Annotated in this window: 22 protein-coding genes; 14 read left to right on the forward strand and 8 right to left on the reverse strand. The window is 33.5% G+C overall.

Features of this window, described 5'->3' with window-relative positions; all coding sequences use genetic code 11:
• The first annotated feature begins 108 nt into the window (after positions 1-108).
• Together groL and HM992_RS19125 are read left to right on the forward strand one after the other, a co-directional pair.
• Entirely contained in the window at positions 109-1,737 is a 1,629-nt protein-coding gene (groL, locus tag HM992_RS19120) for a chaperonin GroEL (protein WP_178983617.1), read from the forward strand.
• Between the two features lie 269 nt (positions 1,738-2,006).
• Positions 2,007-2,660 carry a DUF6090 family protein gene (locus tag HM992_RS19125; protein WP_179321206.1) on the forward strand — a complete coding sequence of 218 codons (654 nt, stop codon included), beginning with the start codon at positions 2,007-2,009 and terminating at the stop codon, positions 2,658-2,660.
• Positions 2,661-2,757: 97 nt separating this feature from the next.
• Here HM992_RS19125 and HM992_RS19130 read toward each other — a convergent pair whose 3' ends face one another.
• From HM992_RS19130 to xrtF, 5 genes are all read right to left on the reverse strand, one after another.
• A complete protein-coding gene (locus HM992_RS19130; protein ID WP_178983615.1) occupies positions 2,758-3,129 on the reverse strand; it encodes a heavy-metal-associated domain-containing protein in 372 nt (123 codons plus the stop codon).
• A gap of 168 nt (positions 3,130-3,297) precedes the next feature.
• Positions 3,298-5,535: a TonB-dependent receptor gene (locus HM992_RS19135; RefSeq protein WP_179321207.1), complete on the reverse strand. Its 2,238-nt coding sequence runs from the start codon at positions 5,533-5,535 to the stop codon at positions 3,298-3,300.
• Between the two features lie 73 nt (positions 5,536-5,608).
• Positions 5,609-6,022: an HYC_CC_PP family protein gene (locus HM992_RS19140; protein ID WP_179321208.1), complete on the reverse strand. Its 414-nt coding sequence runs from the start codon at positions 6,020-6,022 to the stop codon at positions 5,609-5,611.
• Between the two features lie 49 nt (positions 6,023-6,071).
• Positions 6,072-6,500, reverse strand: coding sequence for an exosortase F system-associated membrane protein (locus tag HM992_RS19145; RefSeq protein WP_178983612.1), 429 nt, complete (start codon positions 6,498-6,500; stop codon positions 6,072-6,074).
• Complete coding sequence (xrtF, locus tag HM992_RS19150) at positions 6,493-7,044, reverse strand: exosortase family protein XrtF (protein WP_178983611.1); 552 nt, start codon at positions 7,042-7,044, stop codon at positions 6,493-6,495. Before xrtF ends, HM992_RS19145 begins: the two co-directional genes overlap by 8 nt.
• Positions 7,045-7,136: 92 nt before the next feature.
• Here xrtF and HM992_RS19155 point away from each other — a divergent pair, with 92 nt between their 5' ends.
• Complete coding sequence (locus HM992_RS19155) at positions 7,137-7,607, forward strand: GAF domain-containing protein (protein WP_178983610.1); 471 nt, start codon at positions 7,137-7,139, stop codon at positions 7,605-7,607.
• A gap of 91 nt (positions 7,608-7,698) precedes the next feature.
• Here HM992_RS19155 and HM992_RS19160 read toward each other — a convergent pair whose 3' ends face one another.
• Positions 7,699-8,952 carry an ABC transporter permease gene (locus tag HM992_RS19160; RefSeq protein ID WP_179321209.1) on the reverse strand — a complete coding sequence of 418 codons (1,254 nt, stop codon included), beginning with the start codon at positions 8,950-8,952 and terminating at the stop codon, positions 7,699-7,701.
• 144 nt (positions 8,953-9,096) lie between these two features.
• Here HM992_RS19160 and purH point away from each other — a divergent pair, with 144 nt between their 5' ends.
• The 6 genes from purH to rodA all read left to right on the forward strand — a co-directional run bounded on the left by purH (position 9,097) and on the right by rodA (position 16,432).
• Positions 9,097-10,626 (forward strand): bifunctional phosphoribosylaminoimidazolecarboxamide formyltransferase/IMP cyclohydrolase, encoded by a 1,530-nt coding sequence (gene purH, locus HM992_RS19165; protein ID WP_179321210.1) that lies wholly within the window; start codon positions 9,097-9,099, stop codon positions 10,624-10,626.
• A gap of 225 nt (positions 10,627-10,851) precedes the next feature.
• Entirely contained in the window at positions 10,852-11,880 is a 1,029-nt protein-coding gene (locus HM992_RS19170) for a rod shape-determining protein (RefSeq protein WP_092466764.1), read from the forward strand.
• A 10-nt stretch (positions 11,881-11,890) separates the two neighbouring features.
• The gene (mreC, locus tag HM992_RS19175; protein WP_178983607.1) at positions 11,891-12,712 is read left to right on the forward strand and encodes a rod shape-determining protein MreC; all 822 of its coding nucleotides are present in this window, start codon (positions 11,891-11,893) and stop codon (positions 12,710-12,712) included.
• Positions 12,705-13,211, forward strand: coding sequence for a rod shape-determining protein MreD (gene mreD / locus HM992_RS19180; RefSeq protein WP_179321211.1), 507 nt, complete (start codon positions 12,705-12,707; stop codon positions 13,209-13,211). Before mreC ends, mreD begins: the two co-directional genes overlap by 8 nt.
• Entirely contained in the window at positions 13,208-15,148 is a 1,941-nt protein-coding gene (gene mrdA / locus HM992_RS19185) for a penicillin-binding protein 2 (RefSeq protein WP_179321212.1), read from the forward strand. The genes mreD and mrdA overlap by 4 nt, the downstream gene beginning before the upstream one ends.
• Positions 15,149-15,151: 3 nt before the next feature.
• The gene (gene rodA / locus HM992_RS19190; protein WP_178983604.1) at positions 15,152-16,432 is read left to right on the forward strand and encodes a rod shape-determining protein RodA; all 1,281 of its coding nucleotides are present in this window, start codon (positions 15,152-15,154) and stop codon (positions 16,430-16,432) included.
• A 91-nt stretch (positions 16,433-16,523) separates the two neighbouring features.
• Here rodA and HM992_RS19195 read toward each other — a convergent pair whose 3' ends face one another.
• Entirely contained in the window at positions 16,524-19,154 is a 2,631-nt protein-coding gene (locus tag HM992_RS19195; protein ID WP_179321213.1) for a valine--tRNA ligase, read from the reverse strand.
• 181 nt (positions 19,155-19,335) lie between these two features.
• Here HM992_RS19195 and HM992_RS19200 point away from each other — a divergent pair, with 181 nt between their 5' ends.
• From HM992_RS19200 to HM992_RS19220, 5 genes are all read left to right on the forward strand, one after another.
• Positions 19,336-19,761, forward strand: coding sequence for a DUF1573 domain-containing protein (locus HM992_RS19200; RefSeq protein WP_178986835.1), 426 nt, complete (start codon positions 19,336-19,338; stop codon positions 19,759-19,761).
• 121 nt (positions 19,762-19,882) lie between these two features.
• Positions 19,883-21,073 (forward strand): pyridoxal phosphate-dependent aminotransferase, encoded by a 1,191-nt coding sequence (locus HM992_RS19205; protein WP_179321214.1) that lies wholly within the window; start codon positions 19,883-19,885, stop codon positions 21,071-21,073.
• On the forward strand, positions 21,073-22,086 hold the full coding sequence (murB, locus tag HM992_RS19210; protein ID WP_179321215.1) for a UDP-N-acetylmuramate dehydrogenase: 1,014 nt from the start codon (positions 21,073-21,075) through the stop codon (positions 22,084-22,086). Before HM992_RS19205 ends, murB begins: the two co-directional genes overlap by 1 nt.
• 199 nt (positions 22,087-22,285) lie before the next feature.
• Positions 22,286-22,819 (forward strand): RNA polymerase sigma factor, encoded by a 534-nt coding sequence (locus tag HM992_RS19215; RefSeq protein WP_178983600.1) that lies wholly within the window; start codon positions 22,286-22,288, stop codon positions 22,817-22,819.
• Between the two features lie 11 nt (positions 22,820-22,830).
• Complete coding sequence (locus HM992_RS19220; protein WP_179321216.1) at positions 22,831-23,622, forward strand: anti-sigma factor; 792 nt, start codon at positions 22,831-22,833, stop codon at positions 23,620-23,622.
• A 76-nt stretch (positions 23,623-23,698) separates the two neighbouring features.
• Here HM992_RS19220 and aqpZ read toward each other — a convergent pair whose 3' ends face one another.
• Positions 23,699-24,385 carry an aquaporin Z gene (gene aqpZ / locus HM992_RS19225; RefSeq protein ID WP_179321217.1) on the reverse strand — a complete coding sequence of 229 codons (687 nt, stop codon included), beginning with the start codon at positions 24,383-24,385 and terminating at the stop codon, positions 23,699-23,701.
• Positions 24,386-24,468 lie beyond the last annotated feature (83 nt).

The following is a 24,468-nucleotide window of genomic DNA, read 5'->3' on the forward strand; positions in this document are numbered from 1 at the left end:
GCTATTGGCTGTTAGCCTTTAGTATACTTCCAATTAAAAATCAATTAATAAATTAATCTTTTAGCTAAAAGTCAAGTGCTCATAGCTAAAAGCTAAAAAAAACAAAAAATGGCAAAACATATAAAATTCGATATTGAAGCACGCGACGGATTAAAACGTGGTGTAGATGCTTTAGCAAATGCAGTAAAAGTAACTTTAGGCCCAAAAGGTCGTAATGTTATTATAGGAAGATCATTTGGTGCACCACAGGTGACTAAAGATGGTGTTTCTGTAGCAAAAGAAATTGAGCTTGAAGACGAGCTTGAAAACATGGGAGCGCAAATGGTAAAAGAAGTTGCATCTAAAACCAACGATTTAGCTGGTGATGGTACAACTACTGCAACTGTATTAGCACAAGCTATCGTAAAAGAAGGTCTAAAAAACGTTGCCGCTGGTGCAAACCCAATGGATTTAAAACGTGGAATTGACAAAGCTGTCGCTGCGATTATTAACGATTTAGAAAAGCAGACTCAAAAAGTAGGTAGCGATTCTGACAAGATTAAGCAAGTTGCTGCAATTTCGGCTAACAACGATGATACTATTGGTGATTTAATCGCCAAAGCTTTCGGAAAAGTTGGCAAAGAAGGGGTTATTACTGTAGAAGAAGCTAAAGGCATGGAAACTTACGTTGACGTAGTTGAAGGCATGCAGTTTGACAGAGGTTATTTATCTCCTTACTTCGTAACAGATGCTGACAAAATGATTGCTGATTTAGAAAATCCATACATCTTATTATTCGATAAGAAAATTTCTAACTTACAAGAAATTCTTCCAATATTAGAACCCGTTGCACAATCTGGTCGTCCGTTATTAATTATTGCAGAAGATGTTGATGGACAAGCATTAGCAACCTTAGTAGTTAACAAATTACGTGGTGGACTTAAAATCGCTGCTGTAAAAGCACCTGGTTTTGGCGACAGACGTAAAGCAATGTTAGAAGATATCGCTATCCTTACAGGTGGTGTAGTTATTTCTGAAGAAAGAGGTTTCTCATTAGAGAATGCAGATCTTACAATGTTAGGTACTGCTGAAACAGTAACTATTGACAAAGACAACACAACCATCGTTAATGGAAACGGAAAAGCTGATGATATTAAAGCTAGAGTTAACCAAATTAAAGCTCAAATAGAAACAACGACTTCTGATTATGACAAGGAAAAACTTCAAGAGCGTTTAGCTAAGTTAGCTGGCGGAGTTGCTGTACTTTATGTTGGTGCTGCTTCTGAAGTTGAAATGAAAGAAAAGAAAGATCGCGTTGATGATGCTTTACATGCAACACGTGCTGCTGTAGAAGAAGGCATTGTTGCTGGTGGTGGAGTTGCTTTAGTGAGAGCTAAGAAGTGTTTAGAAAAAATCACTACTGAAAATTTAGATGAAACTACTGGTGTACAAATCGTAAATAAAGCGATTGAGTCACCATTAAGAACCATCGTAGAAAATGCAGGTGGTGAAGGTTCTGTAGTAATCAATAAAGTTTTAGAAGGTAAAAAAGACTTCGGTTATGATGCTAAATCTGAAACTTATGTAGATATGCTTAAAGCTGGAATTATTGATCCTAAGAAAGTAACACGTATTGCTTTAGAAAATGCCGCTTCTGTAGCTGGTATGATCTTAACCACAGAATGTGCTTTAGTAGATATTAAAGAAGATGCACCAGCCATGCCAATGGGTGGAGGCGGAATGCCAGGCATGATGTAGTGGCAAATTGCTACGGATAAATCATCTCACTTTTACGATAATAACGTAAAAACTGAGATATAAAAAAACTAGTCACTGAGCATAGTTGAAGTGACGTTATAAAAGTAAAAGCCTTTGATGAAAATCAGAGGCTTTTGTTATTATTGGACGCTACAAGTTTTTGATAACTGAACGTAGTCGAAAATTAAAATCTACGAGGCCTTTTGTATGGACTAAAACTGAAAACTCGATTATATTCCTTAGATTTAGACATCTAATCTAACGAATCTATGGCAAAAACAGCTTGGAAGTACACTTTAAGGGAAATTATAATTGTTATTATAGGTATTTCAATTGCATTTAGCATGAATAAGTGTGCTGAGAACGTAAAGGATAATAAACTTAAAACGCAATATCTTACAAACCTTAAAAGAGATGTTGAAGCAGACAAAATTCAATTAGAAAAAAACATTGAAGCTATTGACAAAAAATTAGCTAATTGTGCTGAAATTATTCCTGTTTTGAATTCTGAAACAAAACAAGATATGCGATTAATGAATAATATTTTCGCAATAGTAAAATATGTAAACTTTAGCCCTAAAAGCATCACTTACAAAACCTTAATAAATTCAGGAGACTTAAAATTAATAGAAGATTTTGAACTCAAAACAGCCATTCAAAAGCATTATGCCAACTACGATGAAATGTCTGATGATTATGTAAGACACACCAGTTTAATAAAAGACTATCTAGGAAACTATTTAGTGAACCATGCCGACTATGATCAAATACCACAAGGTAAAGGCCCCTTTTTAGATGAAATTAAATTAAAAAATATTGTAAGAGCTCTATTAACTACCTTTGATGCAAAGAAAAAAGCAACGCAACTAGGTGTTGACAGCTGTGATATTCTTATTGCAGAAATTGATGCTGCTTTAAAGTAAAAATCATAGTTGCTAGCTAAAGATTCTTCATGTCATTCAAAACGAGAACAACACATAAAAAAAGCCTAAATTTTCATTTAGGCTTTTTTTATTTACTTTATTTTCCGTCTTCTTTTTCCTTTTTGTGATCGTTCTGCACTTCCTCATCTCTATACTTACAACAATCGTGAATTGAATTATATTGCTCTTCAGTTGCTTTAATTTCCTTGGTATCATGACCAACAGTAGCTACACTTTTAGAAATTGTTTTTATATCTGTTTTACGCTCATCAAAGATGAGTTTTAACTCGTGCGTATCAACACTCCAAACAGCAGATTTAACCCCTTTGGTTCTAATAGCCGCCTTCTCAATACGATCTTTACACATACCGCAAACACCATCTACTTCTATATTTGCCTTTTTGTTTTTATCTTGTGCAAAAGCTAATGTTGTTATAAACAACGTAAAAATTAAAATTACTCTTTTCATCTTATTTAGTTTTTAATTATTCTGAACTTGTATCAGAATCTGTTCGTTTCTATTATTCTATTTGTTGCGCTATTGTGAGACATTTCTCAAGTTGTAATAATCTTTCAAGAGTATTCTTAACTTTAAAAGATTGCTTCATCAAACTTCCTCGCAATGACGTTTCAATTACTACTTTATTCTAAATCGCAATCCAGCATAATACATGCTTCCATAAATTGGACCATATACAAAATTACTATCAAAATTTGAACCAAATGGGTTGTCTGCACTGATAACAGGATCATCTTGACGCACATTAGTTACATTTTCTCCTCCTAAATATACTTCAAATTTCGGAGAAAATACTTTAGTGACTTGCAAGTTTAACGTTCCTATTGTTGGTGTTTCATCTGGTAATTGATATTGTGCAGCGCTTATGTCTGTACTTGGAAAACGTTGTGCACTTAACCAATTGAACGTCGCATCAAACTTCCATTGGCTATTGTTTTTCACTTCAGTTTCATACGATGCATTTGCAAACAAACGATGCTTTGGCACTAATGGTTTCTCTAATTTACCTGAATTTTTATAATCGGTTTGAATATCGTAATACTTATAAGCCATTCGCAAATCAAAATGCTCAAAAGCATTATAATTAAATTCAAACTGAAAACTATTCGCGTAGCTATTTCCTTCTAAATTATAAAAATTAACTTCGTAAGGATTTTCCCAATCTACAACAACTTGATTTTGAAAATCGGTTCTATAAAAATCAAAAGTCACGTCAGCTTTTCTATCAAATAAATTAAAGCCTTGTAAGTAGCTAACTCCATAATTCCATGCAATTTCAGGATCTAATCCATAAACTTCCCCACCAGAATCCAAAATATTGATTTGTCTAGAACTGGCGAACATATTCTGGTTTTCAGCAAAAATATTAGCACTTCGTTTCCCTCTTCCTATTGAGAATCTTAATGCCGATTTCTCCCAAGGTGTATACCTCAAATGAAAACGAGGTGTTACAAAAAAGCCTAATCTATTATGCTGATCTACACGTATACCAGCCGTCATCGTAAGCTTATCTAAATTATCGTAAGCGTATTCAAAAAAGCCCCCAACTGAGTTCTCAGTGCGCTCATAGGTATCTAAATTCACCAATTCATCAAAATGATCGTAAGTAAAGCTCAATCCTGTTTTTACCTTATGACGCGAATCTGAAATAATAGTACTATAAATTAAATTGGAATAAAAACTATTATGTCTAATATCATAAATGTTCTGTCCAAAATAAGAATCTTGATTGTGATGACTAAATGCCATTTGAAAACCAAGGTTTTGATAAGGAATTTCAGGATTCACATACCCAAACTTTGTCGTAACTTCAAAACGTTCCGAATTGATTTCACTTCCCCAAAAATTGGTCGTTCCTCTATCTGTATCAGGATTAAAATCTACTTGACCAGCCTGTTTTTCATCATTTAAATATTTTAAATTAATAAACGAAACAAACCCTTTTTCTGGATTAGTATATTGCCAGCGATTCATGACATTAATTTGATTATAGAGTGGCATATCTAAAAAGCCATCGTCATTAACATCGTGCTTTTTTTGATGAGTATTTCCATGTAAATACAAGCCTGTACTCCACTTTTCAGATACCTTAGTATTGAAATGCGTGTTAAGTTCTAGTCGCTCATTAGAACCACCATAAAGATTCACAAATAAATTATCGTCTGTAGTTGGTTTTACAAGTTCTGCATTTATTTGACCTGCAATACTTTCAAAACCGTTAACCACACTTCCGGTACCTTTGGTAATTTGAATACTTTCTACCCAAGTCCCAGGAATAAAACTTAAACCATAAGCTTGAGACGCGCCTCTAATAGCAGGAATATTCTCTGTGGCGATAAGTATGTAAGGAGACGTTAGTCCTAACATTTTTATTTGTCGCGTTCCTGTAACAGCATCCGCAAAATTAACATCGATTGATGGATTGGTTTCAAAACTTTCAGCCAAGTTACAGCAGGCTGCTTTTAGTAGCTCATCGCTTGTAACGGTAAATGTATTGGAAGCCTGTAAATACGATTTTCGTGTCGCTTGTTTTCGAGATGTAATTTCTACAGCATCCAACTCATCACTAGCTTGTAGGATATGCTTAATAAACTTGTTCTCATTTATAACTATTGTATCCGTTTTAAAACCGACGTAGCTAATAACTAATTTGTTATACGAAAACTTATAAGGTAATGTAAATGTGCCATCCTCAGCAGTAATTGCTCCTATTGAAGAATCTAACCAATAGACATTTGCGCCAGGCAATGGCATTTCCTTTCCGCTGCTTCTTTCAAAAACAACGCCTTTTAATTGATCTTGTGCAGATAACATCAGCGACAAGAACATAAAATTTATAAATAAATATTTTTTCATTTGTTTGATTATCAGATATAACTAATTGCACATAAAAATGCGCATCCTTTTTTCTCTAAGGGTTATAAATGAATCAAATAAGGTAAACTTCATCCAAGAGATGAATGTCTTTTACTACCGTAGGAGGTAGATAATCTTTATGAGGGATGACCAAGTTTGGTAGACCTTCAAACAGATTGATATATGAATAACTATAAGCTATTAATACTTGTTGATGAATAACATCTAAATCTTCAAACGAATTGAGAGTGGTTTCAGATAGACCTTCAATAACATCAACCTCATCTTTACAACAGCTCATTTTTGTGATGCTTGCTTCCTCAACCTGTGCAAGATCATCTGCACACTTTTCAGTTTTAGAAAATATTGCGACATCGATTAGAGTATCTCCACAAAAGTGCTTCTCTATCGTTAATGACAATGTAGAAAACAATATCAATAATGATAAGCCAATAGAAAAAACTTTATGTGTGTATGAAAATTTCACGATGCAAAGCTACAAATTATTGAGTTGATAACGTAGAATTATTAAACTATTAACGATTTAGCCTGAAGTAATAGAAGGCTGGTAAGAGTAGAATTAAGCCAATGGGTTGAATTAAAAACCTCCTAATATTGAAAAACAAATAGTAATCCTCTTGCTTAGGATTTATGACGAAATATAAAAATGGGATGAGCAACAAAACATAACCCACTGAAAATACTAATACCGAAAACTTAATAATACTTTTATCCTTAAAGATGAGATATAAAATACCTAAAGAAATTACAGTATTTAAAACAAATCGTAATGTCGTAAACAAAACAAGCTTAGCAATTTCGCGTCTTGGACTATCCAAATATAAATAGTCATTTTCAAAAAACGTTAAATATGGGTCGTAAAAAAGCACATTTTCATAAGCTCTTATTAATATTAAGATCAATACCAATAGTCCAACTAATATGTAGGTGATTACTTTATTCATTCGACTTTATATTTTTAGAAAATCGATTTACCCAAACCATCCAAAGCAGAAAAACAGTACCATAAATTAACATAGGAAAAATTACAGTATGCAGAATTTCCCGCCTCCAAGGGTAATGATAAAGTCCCACTGATAAAATTACAATCCGAATTAAATTGAAAGCATAAATAATGATACTACCTGCTAATCCATAAAATAATGTCGTTTTAAATTTACCTGCAAACGCAATTAAAAAAGACAAAAACAAGATGATAACACTTATAGCATTGCAGCCTTCTACAACCCGTGCTACATACTTTCCGTTAATAATAACTTTCATTGATGGCTCATTGGGATGCGGAGCAATACTCGCATCATAACCCAAACCATTTAACAATGCATCAGTTTGTACAGCTACCAAATTGGTTAAATAATCCGGATAAAATTTAGAACCATCAGATACATTTAAATAAAGATTATAACCAATAGTTAAAATACCATATACAGCCAAAAAAGTGACTATAAAACGAATAACAGATTTGTATTTTACTAAAAGTGACTTCAAAAATTCCTAATGTTAGTTAGATGTTAAATTTATAAAAACCGTAATTTAAAATAGTGTATTTTAGATACTTTTGCAAAAAGTTTTTTACACCTATGAATTTACACGATTTAAAACCCGAAATAAAATCAATTATCGCACAAGACAATCTTAGTGTTGACCAACGTCTATTAAAGATTTGCGAAACTCTAGAAGCAAATATAAGTTATTATAATTGGGTGGGTTTTTACTTTAAAAATGGAGATAAAGACGAATTAAAGTTAGGACCATATGTCGGTGAGCCAACGGATCATATCATAATTCCATTTGGAAAAGGTATTTGTGGGCAAGTGGCTATAAGTAATCAGAATTTTGTGGTTCCAGATGTGGCTGCTCAAGATAACTATATTGCTTGCAGTATTACTGTTAAGGCCGAGATAGTAATTCCTATTTTTGTAAATAACGAAAATGTAGGTCAAATAGATATTGACTCTAATACGCCAGACCCATTTACAGAAGCAGACGAACGGTTTTTGGAGTTTGTTTGCAAAGAAGTTTCTTCTTTATTAAAACAAAATCCCAGTTAAAACTTTATATGCAAAAATTAATTAGCTAAAATTTCACACAATTAAGACGCTAATAAATTCACGTATTAAATATTATAAGATTACAAGTAAGTTACATCCCTGTTCGTATAGCCTCAACAGGATCTAATCGAGATGCCGACAATGCAGGAATCACTCCTGAAATTAATCCTATAACAGACGATATAAAAAATCCAAGAAGCATATTTTGAATGGAAAGCACAAATTCAAAATCCTCGGTAAGACTACTTCCTATTAAGGTTCCAATCCAAACCAAAAACAGACCTACTAATCCACCAACAACGGCGAGGATTACAGCTTCAAATAAAAATTGAAACAATATGAATTTATTTTTAGCACCTAATGATTTCTGAATTCCTATTAGATTAGTTCGCTCTTTAACGCTCACAAACATAATATTAGCAATTCCAAAACCACCAACTAGCAGTGAGAAGCCACTTATTATCCAGCCAATTAAATTCATGTAACCTAAGATTTCATCAATAGCATCCTGAAAACCGGAAATTACCCTAATAAAAAACGTATCTATTTCATCGGGTTTTAAGCCTCTATTATTACGCATTACCTGAGTCACTTCAGCTTTTACACCTTCTATATCAGAACCTTTTTTCGGCTTAATTATAACGATATACTTCATAAATGGATTATTATCTCCATATCGGTTTCTCACATAATTTGCCGGCAGAAAAATAGAAATATCATTACTATCACCAAATAAGCCAGAACCTTCTTTTTTAACCACCCCAATAACCGTAAATTTCTGACCGTAAAGGCGTACTTTTTTACCGATAGGCTCTAACTCACCAAAAAGCGATTTTGCAATTTCAGAACCGATAACCACTACAGGGCGCCCCGAATTTGATTCAGACTCGTTATAAAAACGGCCTTTTTCAAATTCCATAACTTGAATATCGATAAACTCATGCGATACTACAACGGTATTAACACTACTTACCAATTCTGATTCGTATCTAATATTTTCCCGTTTCACAAATAACTGTAAAGCCACATGTTCTGCATCAGCAACAGAAGATTTTATACTTCTAAATTCATTATAAGACACTTCATCAAAAGTTTCTCTTTGCCAACGTGGCACATCTGTTGGTCCAAAAGACATGTTGGCTAAATACATGGTATTGCTATCTAGAGAACTTAATTGACCTTGGATGGTTTTATCCAAAGAATCCACTGCTGCCAAAACTGCGATGATAGAAAATATGCCAACCGTTACACCTAAAAGCGACAAGAATGTCCTGAGTTTGTTAGTACGTAGTGCATTTATAGCGAATGAAAAACTCTCATTTAGTAAACGTAAATAGACCAGCATGCAAGGATTGTTTTATAACATTTTAAAGATAGGACGTTTTCAACAATATATTGTTACAAAAAACTTAAAGAAACTCGTTTTCCCATCGAGCTTTTCTTTTTGAATATGCTTACTTTTGCACGATCTAAAACACAACACAACATTATGAGCAACAAAACCATTTCATCGGCACTAATTTCCGTATTTAGTAAAGATGGATTAGCACCTATCGTAAAAAAATTAAACGACCTCAACGTTACGATTTATTCCACAGGAGGCACAGAAAAATTCATCAAAGATTTAGGTATCGATGTCGTACCAGTAGAAGATGTCACCTCTTATCCTTCTATTCTTGGCGGACGCGTAAAAACATTACATCCTAAAGTTTTTGGAGGTATTTTAAATCGTCAGAACCACGAAGGTGATGTTGCTGAATTAAAAGAATTTGAAATTCCTCAAATCGATGTTGTCATTGTAGATTTATATCCTTTTGAAAAAACTGTAGCTTCTGGGGCGAGCAATCAAGATATTATTGAAAAAATTGATATTGGAGGTATTTCTTTAATTAGAGCTGCAGCCAAAAACTATGCTGATGTGACTTGCGTGTCTTCTGTAGATGATTATGCTGAATTTTTAGAATTATTAGAAACTAAAAACGGTGAAACCTCTGAAGATGATAGAAAACAATTTGCAGCAAAAGCATTTAATGTGTCTTCGCATTACGATTCTGCTATTTTTAATTACTTCAATAAAAACCAAGAAATTCCAACTTTAAAAATTTCAGAAAACAACGGAAAAGTATTGAGATATGGAGAAAATCCACATCAAAAAGGCTTTTTCTTCGGCGATTTTGATGAAATTTTCACAAAACTACATGGAAAAGAATTAAGTTATAACAACCTATTAGATGTCGATGCTGCCGTTAACTTGATGTTAGAATTTAAAAACGATTCACCAACATTTGCCGTTTTAAAACATAACAATGCTTGTGGATTAGCACAACGCGATACCTTACACCAAGCCTATGTAGATGCTTTAGCAGGTGATCCTGTTTCTGCTTTTGGCGGTGTTCTAATCAGTAATACAGAAATCGATGTCGCAACTGCAGAAGAGATTCATAAATTATTTTGCGAAGTGGTTATTGCACCTTCTTTTTCAACTGAAGCTTTAGAAATTTTAAAAGGAAAGAAAAACAGAATCCTTTTAATCCTGAAAGATATAGATATGCCACAAACCAACGTTAGAAGTTGTTTAAATGGTGTTTTAGTTCAAGATAGAAATAATGTTACAGACACACTTGAAGGTTTAAAAGCTGTAACAAATAAGACAGCGACTACTGAAGAGTTAGACGATTTAATATTTGCTTCAAAAATTTGCAAACACACAAAATCTAATACCATTGTTCTTGTAAAAGGCAAACAATTGTGTGCTAGTGGTACAGGACAAACAAGTCGCGTTGATGCCTTAAATCAAGCGATTCATAAAGCGCAATCCTTTAAATTTGATTTAAACGGATCGGTTATGGCTAGTGATGCATTTTTCCCATTTCCAGATTGTGTAGAGATTGCGGATAATGCAGGAATTACAGCAGTGATTCAACCAGGAGGCTCTATAAAAGACCAATTGAGTATTGACTATTGTAACGACCATAATATAGCTATGGTAATGACGGGCACACGTCATTTTAAACATTAAAAATAATATTTCAGAACCCAAAATAGAGATGCAAACCATCTTAATTTTGGGTTCTTTTTTTTCACCAAAGTCCTCATCTTATTTGTTTTATTCATAAAGTGAAAGAAAAAACAAAAAAAGTTTAGCAATAAACATCTTTAAACATATAAATAACGTATATTTTACTACTTTTACAGATAGTCTTAAAAATAAGACACGAACAACCCAAATAATTAAGAATAGCGCATGGGATTTTTTGATTTCCTAACGGAAGAAATAGCCATAGATTTAGGAACCGCAAATACACTGATAATACACAACGACAAAGTTGTTGTTGACAATCCATCGATAGTAGCAAGAGACCGCATTAGCGGAAAAATTATAGCCGTTGGTAAAGAAGCCAACATGATGCAAGGAAAAACACACGAAAACATCAAAACGATTCGTCCGTTAAAAGATGGGGTTATTGCTGATTTTGATGCTTCTGAGCAAATGATTAGCATGTTTATTAAGAACATTCCTGCATTGAAGAAGAAATTTTTCAATCCAGCATTGCGCATGGTGGTTTGTATTCCTTCTGGTATTACTGAAGTGGAAATGCGAGCTGTAAAAGAATCTTGTGAACGTGTTAACGGAAAAGAGGTCTATTTAATACACGAGCCGATGGCAGCAGCAATTGGTATTGGTATTGATATTATGCAGCCTAAAGGAAATATGATTGTAGATATTGGAGGAGGAACTACTGAAATTGCCGTTATAGCGCTTGGTGGTATTGTTTGTGATAAATCGGTAAAAGTTGCAGGTGACGTTTTTACAAATGATATTATCTATTACATGAGAACCCAACACAATTTATATGTTGGTGATAGAACTGCTGAAAAAATTAAAATTCAGATTGGTGCAGCTACTGAAGATTTAGAATTACCTCCAGAAGATATGAGTGTTCAAGGCCGTGATTTATTAACTGGAAAACCAAAGCAAGTTCAGATTTCGTATCGTGAAATTGCAAAAGCCTTAGATAAATCTATTTTGCGTATTGAAGATTCAGTAATGGAGACACTTTCTCAAACACCTCCAGAACTAGCTGCAGATATTTACAATACAGGTATTTATTTAGCTGGTGGTGGCTCTATGTTAAGAGGTTTAGACAAACGACTATCTCAGAAAACAGATTTACCAGTTTATATTGCAGAAGATCCATTAAGAGCTGTGGTTAGAGGTACAGGAATAGTACTTAAAAACTTACCTAAATACAAAAGTATATTGATTAAATAAGAAGTAAATAATGCAACAAATTTTTAATTTTGTTATTAAAAACAAAACATTTCTGTTGTTTTTATTGCTTTTTAGTATTGCTTTAGCTTTAACGATTCAATCGCATTCTTATCACAGGAGTAAATTCATAAATTCAGCCAATTTTCTAACTGGCGGAGTTTACGGTACAATGAATTCTGTTGATCAGTATTTTGATTTAAAAACTACTAATGACATTCTAACAGAAGAAAATAAACTTTTAAGAGAACAACTATTTAATACTGGGGTCACTAAAGACTCTTCATATATAGACAGCTCCTACACAAAAGGACAATATAGAATTACAATCGCTGACCTTTATAAAAACAGCTATTCTTCAACCAATAATATCCTTACCTTAAACAAAGGTAAAAACGATAGTATTAAGCAAGATTTTGGAGTTATGACTTCTAATGGTATTATTGGCATAATTGACAATACCTCCAACAATTATTCAACCGTATTATCGATTTTAAATGTGAAAAGTCAGATTAATGCTAAGATAAAATCTACCAATCATATTGGTTCTTTAACTTGGGATGGCAAATCACCGATTTATGTTCAGTTAGAAGACGTGTCACAGTTTGCACCTATAAAAGTTGGAGATACCATCCAAACAGGTGGTGAGTCCTCAATTTTCCCAAAGGGAATTGGCATTGGCACTATTACGAGTTTTGAAAGTGATATTAGTGGAGACACGTATACAATACAAGTAAAATTGTTTAACGACATGACGAATATTGGAACGGTTTATATTTTAGAAAATTTAGACCTTGCCGAAATTCGTTCATTAGAAAAAAGCAGTGATGAATAGTGTTGCTGGCAAAAATATCGTCCGATTCATTTTACTACTATTATTACAAGTCGTAATATGTAATCATATAGATTTTTTAGGCTATGTTAATCCTTACATCTATATCATTTTTATTTTTCTATTTCCTATACGAGAAGATCGATTAGCCCTTTTGCTAGTTAGTTTTTTATTAGGCATGTTAGTAGATATGTTTTCTGATTCTGGAGGTGTGCATGCCGCAGCTGCAGTTAGTTTAGCTTATGCAAGACCTATATTACTAAAAAGCTCATTTGGAATGCTATATGAGCATCATAGCATCAAATTTAGTACTACTGATATTGGCAGTTTAATTACATATATTTCATTAGGAACCGTAATTCATCATTTTATATTATTCTCATTAGAAATATTTAACATTTCGAACATACTTTTAGTGCTAAAAAAGACGTTATTTTCTAGTATCTTCACAATACTACTAAGTGTATTGATTATAATTCTATTTAGCCGAAACCGAAAATGAGAAAATTGCTACTTTTAACTACTGTGATCCTTGTTGGTCTCGTTTTTATTGCGCGCTTATTTTACCTTCAAGTTTATGACAATGCAGTCTATAATATTTTTGAAGACAACGCCATTAGAAAAGAGTACAACTATCCTAAACGTGGCTATGTGTATGACCGAAACGGAGAGTTATTAGTTGCCAACCAACCTTCTTACGATGTGATGGTAATCCCAAGAGAGGTGGCACCTTTAGATTCATTAGATATTGAAGAATTTTGTAGCCTTTTAAAAATAACTAGAGAAGATTACGATAAAAAATTAGAAAGAGCAACCCATTATTCCCCAAGATTGCCTTCACCTTTTGTGCCTCAGCTTTCAAAAAGAGACTATGCAGTTCTTCAAGAAAAAATGAGAAAGTATGAAGGTTTTTATATTCAAAAACGTTCTCTTAGATCCTATCAAACAACTATTGGAGCTAATGTTTTAGGAGATATTAGTGAAGTTAATCGGTCCATAATTTCCAAGCATCCTTATTATAAACTTGGTGATCTCATAGGTAATCAAGGAATTGAAAAAACGTACGAAGATATTCTTAGAGGAGTAAAAGGTATAAAATTCATTCAAAAAGATCGGTTCAATAAAAATATTGGCCCTTTTAAAAGTGGAGTTTTAGACACCTTACCACAGCCAGGTAAAGATATAACGATAACTATAGACTCTAATCTTCAGGCCTATGGAGAATTATTAATGAAGCACAAACGTGGAGGAATTATTGCAATAGAACCAGGCACAGGTGAAATATTAGCCATGATTTCTGCTCCTTCTTATAATCCTAACCTACTAGTAGGGAGGGATCGTTCTAAAAACTTCTCTCAATTATATAGAGACAGCATCGCTAAACCTCTTTTTGATAGAGGATTACAAGCTATGTACCCACCTGGTTCCCCTTTTAAAACACTCAATGCACTTGTCGCTTTACAAGAAGGAGTTGTAACTCCAGAAGAGCGTTTTAGTTGCGCAATGGGTTACAGATATGGCAATCGTAAAATGGCTTGCCACGCACATAGAAGTCCCGTAAACCTCAATGCTGGTGTTGCACAATCTTGTAATGCCTATTTTGCAAATGTTTACAGAAGAGTAATCGATAAATATGATACTCCTGCAGAAGGTATGGATGTATGGAGCAATCATATTAAAAGTTTTGGGCTGGGTGATTATTTAAACAATGATTTATCTGTAGGGCAACCAGGCAAAATTCCAAGCGCACAAACTTACGATAAAGGCTATGGTAAAAACAGATGGGCAACAACCTATACCATTTCTAATTCCATAGGTCAGGGAGAAGTACTTGCCACTCCAATTCAACTTGCAAATATGGCTGCAGCCATTGGTAATCGCGGCTATTATTATACTCCACATATTGTAAAAAATATCGAAGGCGATACGATTCCTGAAAAATATACTACGCCAAAATATACCACTATAGACAAACGTCATTTTGAACCTGTTGTACAAGGTATGTTTGACGTTTATAACGAAGGAACTGCTTCCACGTTAAGAGTTCCTGGAATAGATATCTGCGGAAAAACAGGGACTGCAGAAAATTTCACCATTATTGACAGTGTTAAAACACAACTTACCGATCATTCTATTTTTGTGGCTTTTGCACCAAAAGACAATCCTAAAATTGCGATTGCTGTTTTTGTAGAAAATGGATATTTCGGAAGTCGATTTGCAGGTAGAATAGCAAGTTTAATGATTGAACAATATTTAAAAGGGGAAACGACCAGAAAAGATATGGAGAATTTTGTTTTGAAATATTCTCTTGAACATGAATATGCAAAACCTTATTCTGGTGAACCTTTTGGGATTAATAGACAATCTACCCTCGATCCGGTTAGCGAAGAAGAATACCAAAATCTATTAAAACTTAGAGCTAAAATACCAAAGTCTTAAAGCATGTTAAGAGAAAACCAAAGACATTTTAAGTTTGATTGGATTACCATCATTCTATTTCTGTTATTACTTACTTTTGGGTATTTAAATATCATGTCAGCTTCTCATATTGGTGAAATCACTAGCTATTTCGACACAAGTCAACTTTATGGTAAACACCTTATATTTATTGGGCTGACCTTCTTCTTAATCATACTCATTCTCTCTTTTGAAGCCAAGTTTTACGAGCAGTTTGCAAGTATTATTTATTTGATTGCCATGCTGGCTTTAATAGGCTTATTTATTTTTGGAAAAGACGTTAATGGAGCGCGCTCATGGTATGGTATTGGCAGCATGACCATCCAACCTAGTGAATTTGCGAAATTCGCTACCGCATTGGCTGTTGCCAAATATATTAGTGATCTCCAAACTAATATGACGACTATAAAAGATCAGCTAAAGGTAGCTGCTATTATTTTTATTCCTGCGTTACTAATTTTACTTCAAAATGATGCCGGAAGTACCATCGTTTATTTAGCATTTTTCTTTGTTTTTTATCGTGAAGGCTTACAACAAGTATATTTAGTTATCGCTCTATCTTTAATCATCCTCGCCGTTTTAGGGCTTAAATTTGGTGTTCTAATTACAGCAATTGTGGTGACTACAATTCTTACCGTAGTCTATTTTATAAGAAAGAAAAAGAGAGGCTCTCTTTTACAATACTTAATTGTACTTTTAGTTTCTGTTGCTTTCTCTTATGGTGTAAAACTATTTTATGAACACGGCTTAAAAGCACATCAGCAAAATAGAATTAGCCTTTGGCTGCGATTAGAAAAAGATCCTGCCAAGCTTGAACGCATGAAAAAAGCAGAAGCTTACAACCTTATTCAATCAGAACAAGCCATAAGTTCTGGTGGTGTTTCTGGAAAAGGATTTATGCAAGGCACAAGAACCACAGGGAAATTTGTTCCAGAACAGCACACCGATTATATTTTTAGCACAGTAGGTGAAGAATGGGGATTTTTAGGCACAAGTGCTGTAGTCCTATTATTTGTATTGCTTATTGTTAGAGTCTTGTACTTGGCTGAAGGTCAAAAGTCACAATTTAGCCGTGTTTATGGTTATGGTGTAGCTTCTATTCTTTTTGTGCATTTCACCATTAACATTGGTATGGTAATGGGCTTAATTCCAACAGTTGGTATTCCACTACCCTTTTTTAGTTATGGTGGCTCTGGACTTTGGGGCTTTACTATTTTGCTGTTTATTTTTGTGAAATTGGATAGCAATAAGATTAATGAGTGGTAAATAAAAAAGACCACTTTTTACAGTAGTCTTTTTTTAATAATCTTCAAAACAAAAACCTACAAGGTTTTAGAAACCTTTCAGGTTATACAATTTACTTCAAGCTCGCCAAACTAGCGTTTATAGTTTCAATCTTTGCCAAAGCATCTGCTTCTTTCTTCTTTTCTGAAGCGACCACTTGTTCTGGTGCACCTGCAACAAATCGTTCATTAGATAATTTCTTTTGAACAGATTTCAAAAAGCCTTCGGTATATTTTAATTCTTCTGTTAGCTTTTCAATTTCAGCTTCTATATCAATACTACCTTCCATCGGAATAAAGTACTCATTCGATTTTACACGGTAGGTTAAAGCACCTTCAACAGCTTCTGTTACATAGTCAAAGCTCTCAAGGTTTCCTAATTTTGAAATCACTTCATCAAACGTAGGATTTACATTTTCGTTATTTACCACAGAAAAACCAATCGCATCCTTAAACGCAATATTCTTTTGCTTTCTAATGTTTCTTAATCCTGAAATGACTTCTGATGCAAATTCAAATTCAGAAATTAAAGTTTCGTTAATAGGTTTTGCCTCTGGCCACTTAGCAACGATTAAGGCTTCTTCTGGAGAACGCTCCTTAATATATTGCCAGATATCTTCAGTTAAAAATGGCATAAATGGATGTACTATTTTTAAATTATCTTCAAAAATAGACATGACTTTTTCATACGTCGTTTTATCAATTGGTTGCTGATACGCAGGCTTTACCATCTCCAACATCCAACCACAAAAATCATCATAAATCAACTTATAAATAGACATTAAAGCATCACTTAATCTGTATTTACTAAAATGATCTTCTATTTCTACTAATACAGACTGAAACTTAGCTTCATACCATTCTAATGCTATTTTACTAGAATTAGGTTGTGGTATATCTGCAACTTCCCATAGGTTGGTTAATTGAAAGGCATTCCATATTTTGTTTCCAAAACCTTTTCCTTGCTGGCATAATGTTTCATCAAACATTAAATCATTTCCTGCGGCAGAACTCAACAGTAACCCTACTCTAACTCCATCAGCAGTATATTCTTCAATAAGTTTTAAAGCGTCTGGTGAATTACCAAGTGACTTAGACATTTTACGTCTTTGCTTATCTCTTACCAAACCTGTGAGGTAAACATTCTCAAAAGGTTTTTCACCTTTGTATTCGTAACCTGCAATAATCATACGTGCTACCCAAAAGAATAAAATATCTGGTCCAGTTACTAAATCGTTAGTAGGATAATAATATTTTATTTCTTCATTTTCAGGATTACGAATACCATCAAATACACTCATTGGCCAAAGCCATGATGAAAACCAGGTATCTAAAGCATCAGTATCTTGAGTTAAGTCGTTAATAGTTAGTCCTTGATTACCTGTTTTCTCTTTCGCTAATTTTAATGCATCTTCAATACTTTCAGCAACTACAAAATCTTCTTTTCCATCTCCATAGAAATAAGCAGGAATCTGTTGTCCCCAAAGTAATTGACGTGAGATATTCCAATCGCGAATATTCTCCATCCAATGGCGATAGGTGTTTTCAAACTTCTTTGGAAATAACTTTACTTCGCCTGTTTTTAGAACGGCATCAATAGCAGGTTGTGCTAAATCTTCCATTTTTAAAAACCATTGATCACTTAATCTTGGTTCAATAACTGCTTTAGTACGTTCTGACGTTCCTACTTTATTAATGTGGTTTTCAGTTTTAACTAAAATACCAGCCTCTTCTAATTCTTTAGTAATGGCTTTTCTAACCACAAAACGATCTTGACCTTCGTAATGCATTCCAAAGCTATTTAAGCTGGCATCCGCATTAAAAATATCAACAACTTCTAAATTATGTCTGTCACCTAAAACTTTATCATTTTCATCGTGAGCAGGTGTAACTTTTAAACATCCTGTACCAAACTCAACATCTACATAGTCGTCTTCAATAATAGGAATGACACGTCCACAAATAGGAACAATGGCTTTCTTCCCTTTTAAATGTGAGAAACGCTCATCATTTGGATTAATACAAATAGCCGTATCTCCAAAAATTGTTTCTGGCCGCGTGGTTGCAATGGTTAATTTCTCATCACTACCTTCTACTTTATATTCTAAATAATAAAGCAACCCTTGTTTTTCAACATGAATAACTTCTTCATCAGATAAGGTGGTTTGCGCCTCCGGATCCCAGTTTACCATTCGGTAACCTCTATAAATAAGCCCTTTGTTGTATAAATCTATAAAAACTTTAATCACAGCTTCAGACATATCGTCATCCATTGTAAATTTTGTACGATCCCAATCACAAGAACAGCCTAACTTTTTAAGTTGTTCGAGGATAACGCCTCCATATTCTTCTGTCCATTCCCAAGCATGTTCTAAGAATTCTTCGCGCGTTAAATCATTCTTATCAATGCCTTGTTCTTTAAGTTTAGCAACAACTTTTGCTTCTGTAGCAATTGAAGCATGGTCTGTTCCAGGCACCCAACACGCATTTTTGCCTAATAAACGCGCACGACGAATTAATACATCTTGAATCGTATTATTCAACATGTGACCCATATGTAATATTCCCGTAACGTTTGGAGGAGGAATTACAATGGTATAAGGTTCTCTTTCGTCTGGTTTAGAATGAAAGTATTTGTGCTCCATCCAGTAGTCGTACCACTTATTTTCTACTGATGATGCATTATATTTAGAAGGAATTTCCATGTTTTGGTATTGTTTTTGTAATAGAACTGTCAAAAGTACTTATAATTCCTTTTTTGAAAAATTATTAGCGTAACAATATGGGTTCAAAAGCCAAAATTTCTGTTAAATGGAGTGTATTACGTCTAATAAATTTTGTTAGGAATGAAAAAGTAACTAAGTTTGACTAATCAAAATCAAAATGATGAAAAATTTAATAACAGTATTATTTGTAGGATTAATGAGTCTTGGTTCATTTGCTCAAGAAAAGGTAGCAAAAATAGAATTTAAGACCGATGTGATAGATTACGGTACCATTGAAAAAGGTGCTGATGGAGTAAGAGTTTTTGAATTTACTAATACAGGAGATGCTCCTTTAGTAATTTCTAATGTAAAATCGACTTGCGGTTGTACAGTGCCTAAAAAACCAGACGGACCAATAATGCCAGGTGAAACAGGTAAAATAGAAGTAAAATACGATACTAAGAGAGTTAACCCAATTAGAAAGACTATTACTGTTTTTTCTAATGCAGAAACTCCAACAGTTGCGTTAAAAATAAAAGGACTAGTAGTAGATTCTAATAAGACTAGTGTTTTAGAAAAGAAAAGCAAAAGTATGATCGAGCAATAATCGAGCATCCATTTATAAATTTAAAGAAAAGAGCTTTCAATTTGAAGGCTCTTTTTTTATGCTTTTTTTATCTTTAAACTTTAAGAATTTTCAGAACTTAGCATTTTAAAACCGATACCAAATGCCATCAATATCAAATAAAGGCATCCAGATGCCAGAATCGCCGATTAGAAAATTGGTACCTTTTGCTGAAGAAGCTCAGAAAAAAGGAAAAAACATATACTACCTTAATATAGGTCAACCAGATATAAAAACTCCACAAGTCGCACTAGATGCTATAAAGAGCACTACAATTGAGACTTTAGCCTATAGCAGATCTGAAGGTGCTGAGAGCTACAGAATAAAGATTGCCGACTATTACAAACGCAATTCCATTGTGGTTTCGCATAATGATATCATTGTAACTACAGGAGGAAGTGAAGCCCTTTTATTTGCCTTTGGTAGCATTATGGACGAAGGTGATGAAATCATTATTCCAGAGCCTTTTTACGCCAACTATAATGGTTTCTCAACAGCTTCTGGAGTAAATGTGGTTCCTGTAATTTCTAAAATTGAAGATAATTTTGCATTACCTCCCATTGAAGAATTTGAGAAATTAATCACATCAAAGACTAAAGCAATTTTAATTTGTAATCCAGGTAACCCAACAGGTTATTTATATTCAAAAGAAGAAATAAAGCAACTTGCTGACATTGTAAAAAAGCACGACTTATTCTTGATTGCTGACGAAGTTTATAGAGAATTTGTTTATGATGGTGTTGAACACTATTCTATTTTACAAGAACCAGGTTTAGAAGAACATGCTATTGTAATCGATTCTGTTTCGAAACGATACAGCATGTGTGGTGCACGTATTGGCTATTTAGTTTCAAAAAATAAAGACTTTATAAAAACAGCTTTAAAGTTTGCTCAAGCAAGGTTAAGTCCACCAACTTTAGCACAAATTGCAAGTGAAGCAGCATTAGACACTCCTCAAAGTTATTTTGATGATGTAAAAGAAGAATATGTAAAACGAAGAAATACATTAATTGAAGCGTTAGAGAAAATTGAAGGAGTTAAAGTAGCTACACCAAGTGGTGCTTTTTATTGCATAGCAGAATTACCTGTAAAAAATTCAGATAATTTTGCAAAGTGGCTTTTAGAATCCTTTGATTACAATAACGACACTGTAATGGTAGCACCTGCAGCAGGTTTCTATTCTACTCCGGGAGTTGGCTTAAATCAAATCCGTATTGCTTATGTTTTAAATAGCGAAAGTTTAAAAATTGCCGTTAAAATCTTAGAAGAAGCATTAAAAGTATATAAAGACTAATGACCATTATTAACAATGTTTCTTTAAAATCGTTTAACACTTTTGGCATAGCTGCTAAAGCGCAATCGTATTGTGACATCAGTTCTACAGAAAACCTTATTTCTGTGTTGAAAGAACATCACAAATTACCTTTATTTGTTTTAGGCGGAGGAAGCAATATGTTGTTAACTAAAGATATTGAAGCCTTAGTATTACATATCAATTTAAAAGGCATTGAAATTATTAGTGAAACTGATAATTCAGTTATAATTAAAGCAATGGCTGGTGAAAACTGGCACAACTTTGTGCTTTGGTGTTTAGAACACAATTTTGGAGGTATTGAAAATTTATCATTGATACCTGGAAATATTGGCACCGCTCCAATTCAAAATATTGGTGCTTATGGTGTTGAGCTCAAAGATGTATTTGTAAGTTGTGAAGCGCTAAGAATAGATGACCAATCGGTTACAACCTTTTCAAAATCCGATTGTAACTTTGGCTATAGAGAATCTATTTTTAAACAAGACCTAAAAGGGCAATACATAATTACAAGTGTTAACATTGAACTCACCAAGACGAAACATCAATTACACACCGATTATGGTGTTATTAGAAATGAATTAGACGCAAATGGCATAAACGAACCAACGATTCAAGATATTTCTAATGCTGTAATTGCTATTAGGCAGAGTAAATTACCAGACCCAAAAGAGATTGGTAATAGTGGTAGTTTCTTTAAGAACCCAATAATTTCGGCTGAAGAATTCAGTGCATTAGAAAGTAACTTTCCAGATGTGCCTTCGTATAAAATATCAGATGAGGCTATAAAAGTACCTGCTGGATGGCTTATTGAAAAAGCTGGATTTAAAGGTAAGCGTTTTAATGATTATGGTGTTCACAATAAACAGGCTTTAGTTTTGGTTAATTATGGCAATGCAAGTGGGAAGGAGATTTTTGAATTGGCAAAATTAATTCAGAAAACAGTACAGCGGTTATTTAATATAAGTATAGAAACTGAAGTGAATATCATATAAAGCAAAAGTCACAATTAAAAATTGCGACTTTTGAATTTAGAATAATTTCTATTTGAAAATGCTATTAATCAACCTCTTATGAAGATAAAATCATTCTAAGACTTTATATTGAGCACCTATATGGTGTATTTAATTATATTTACGTTTAGAAATAGGATTCGGACGTTTTAACAATCTAAATTATTAAGACTTTAACACTTTGAGTATAACACCTACAGAACAAAAGATTATTGATTATCTTCAACAAGGAGATAAACGTGCTTTGAATTTGCTCTATGAAAACTATTCTAATAGTCTTTATGGTGTTATTTTAAAAATAACAGTAAATGAAGAAGTTGCGCAAGATGCGTTACAAGAAACATTTCTTAAGGTATGGAAAAACGCTTCAAAATATGATGCTTCCAAAGCTAAACTATTTACTTGGTTGTTTCGTATTGCACGGAATACAGCCATAGATAAATTACGTAGTTTTAATAATCGGTACCATAAAGAAGTCCAAATTGAAACATCTAACGTATATATCTTACCAACAACAAATTTTAACGAAGATGTCATGGACATTAAAAAGCATGTTGGAGGACTAGAAGAAAAATATCAAATTGTGTTAGACGCCTTGTTTTTTCAAGGGATGACACAACAAGAAGCTAGTGACGAATTAGACATTCCGCTTGGCACAATTAAATCTAGATTAAAAATAGGATTAAGAGAACTGAAAAAGGTTTACAATCCCTAAATTATTTGATCATGGAAAAAAAAATACAAAACTTTTTAAATTCTGACCTACTTAATAAGTACTTAGTCGGAGACCTTTCTTTAGAAGAATCTAAAGAAGTAGAACACTTTATTTCTACCTATCCAGAAGCAGCTCAGGCATATGAAAAACTTCAAGATAATTTAGAAATTATTGCAAAAGCAGGCGCTGTTGATGCACCTGATTATATTTTAGGAGACATATTAAAGTCCTTAGAAGCAAAAGATAACACTAAAATCATTCCATTAGCAACGAAGAGAAAAACGCCTTGGTACAGTATTGCAGCAAGTGCAGCAGCTATATTATTTGCTGCAACGTCTTTTATGCTTTATCAACAGAATATTGAATTAAATAGTGAAAACAACGTTGTTGTTGACGAGATTTTTGACTTAAGAAGTGATATTGAAAACAACAATTCTAAATTAGACGAGTTATCAAGAGAACTGATGAAACTTAACAATCCAGATTCAAGAAAGTATGTTATTAATGGTAATGAGCGAGCTAAAAACTTAAAAACGGTTGCCTACATTAATCCGATTGAGAAAACATCTATGATTGATGTTATTACTTTACCTCAATTACCAAAAGAACAGCAATACCAAATCTGGGCTGAATTACAAGACCGAATGGTTAACTTAGGTATTTTAGATGAGTCTGATCGTAAGCTGAAACAAATTCCATACATGGAAGATGCATTAGCACTTAGTATCAAAATTGGCACAAAAGGAGATAATACAAACGAAAATAATACCGAAGTTGCTGAAATTTCTTTAAAAGAAAGGTAAACAAGGTTAATTAATCCAAACGAAAGAGGCGCAATATCTAAATTGCGCCTCTTTTTTTATGTAAACTAAATAAAGCTTACTCTTTTTCAAAAAATGTTTTATGGATTATTCCACCAATAATAGCACCTGCTATAGGAGCTACCCAAAACAACCAAACTTGTGACATATATGCTCCTTCTGCAAATATAGCCTGACTTAAAGATCTTGCAGGATTCACAGATGTGTTGGTAATAGGAATACTAATTAAGTGAATTAATGTTAATGCCAATCCAATAGCAATTGGAGCAAAACCTTTAGGAGCTCTAAAATTTGTACTACCTAAAATAACAATTAAAAAGAATGCTGTTAAAACCACCTCAGCGACTAAAGCGGACACCATACTATAACCTCCGGGTGACAAATCATCATAGCCATTTGCAGCAAACCCTCCTACTCCTTCAAAACCAGCTTTACCAGAAACAATAAGGTATAACACACCAGCAGCAGCAATACCACCTACAACTTGGGCTAAAATATATCCCAATAAATCTTTTGCCTCAAACTTTCCACCAGCCCAAAGACCAATAGATACAGCAGGATTAAAATGTCCGCCTGAAATGTGACCCACGGCAAAAGCCATCGTTAATACTGTAAGACCAAATGCTAAAGCAACCCCTAGAAATCCAATTCCTAATTCAGGAAATCCGGCAGCAAAGATAGCACTACCACAACCACCAAATACAAGCCAAAACGTTCCGAAGAACTCTGCGAATAATTTTTTCATAATTCTTAAATTAATTAGTTAGTTAATAATATTTATTAGTGGTAAGACACAGTTTCAACATGTTAAGTCACATTAAAATGAAT

This window comes from Winogradskyella helgolandensis, from assembly GCF_013404085.1.
Classification (GTDB): Bacteria; Bacteroidota; Bacteroidia; order Flavobacteriales; family Flavobacteriaceae; genus Winogradskyella; species Winogradskyella helgolandensis.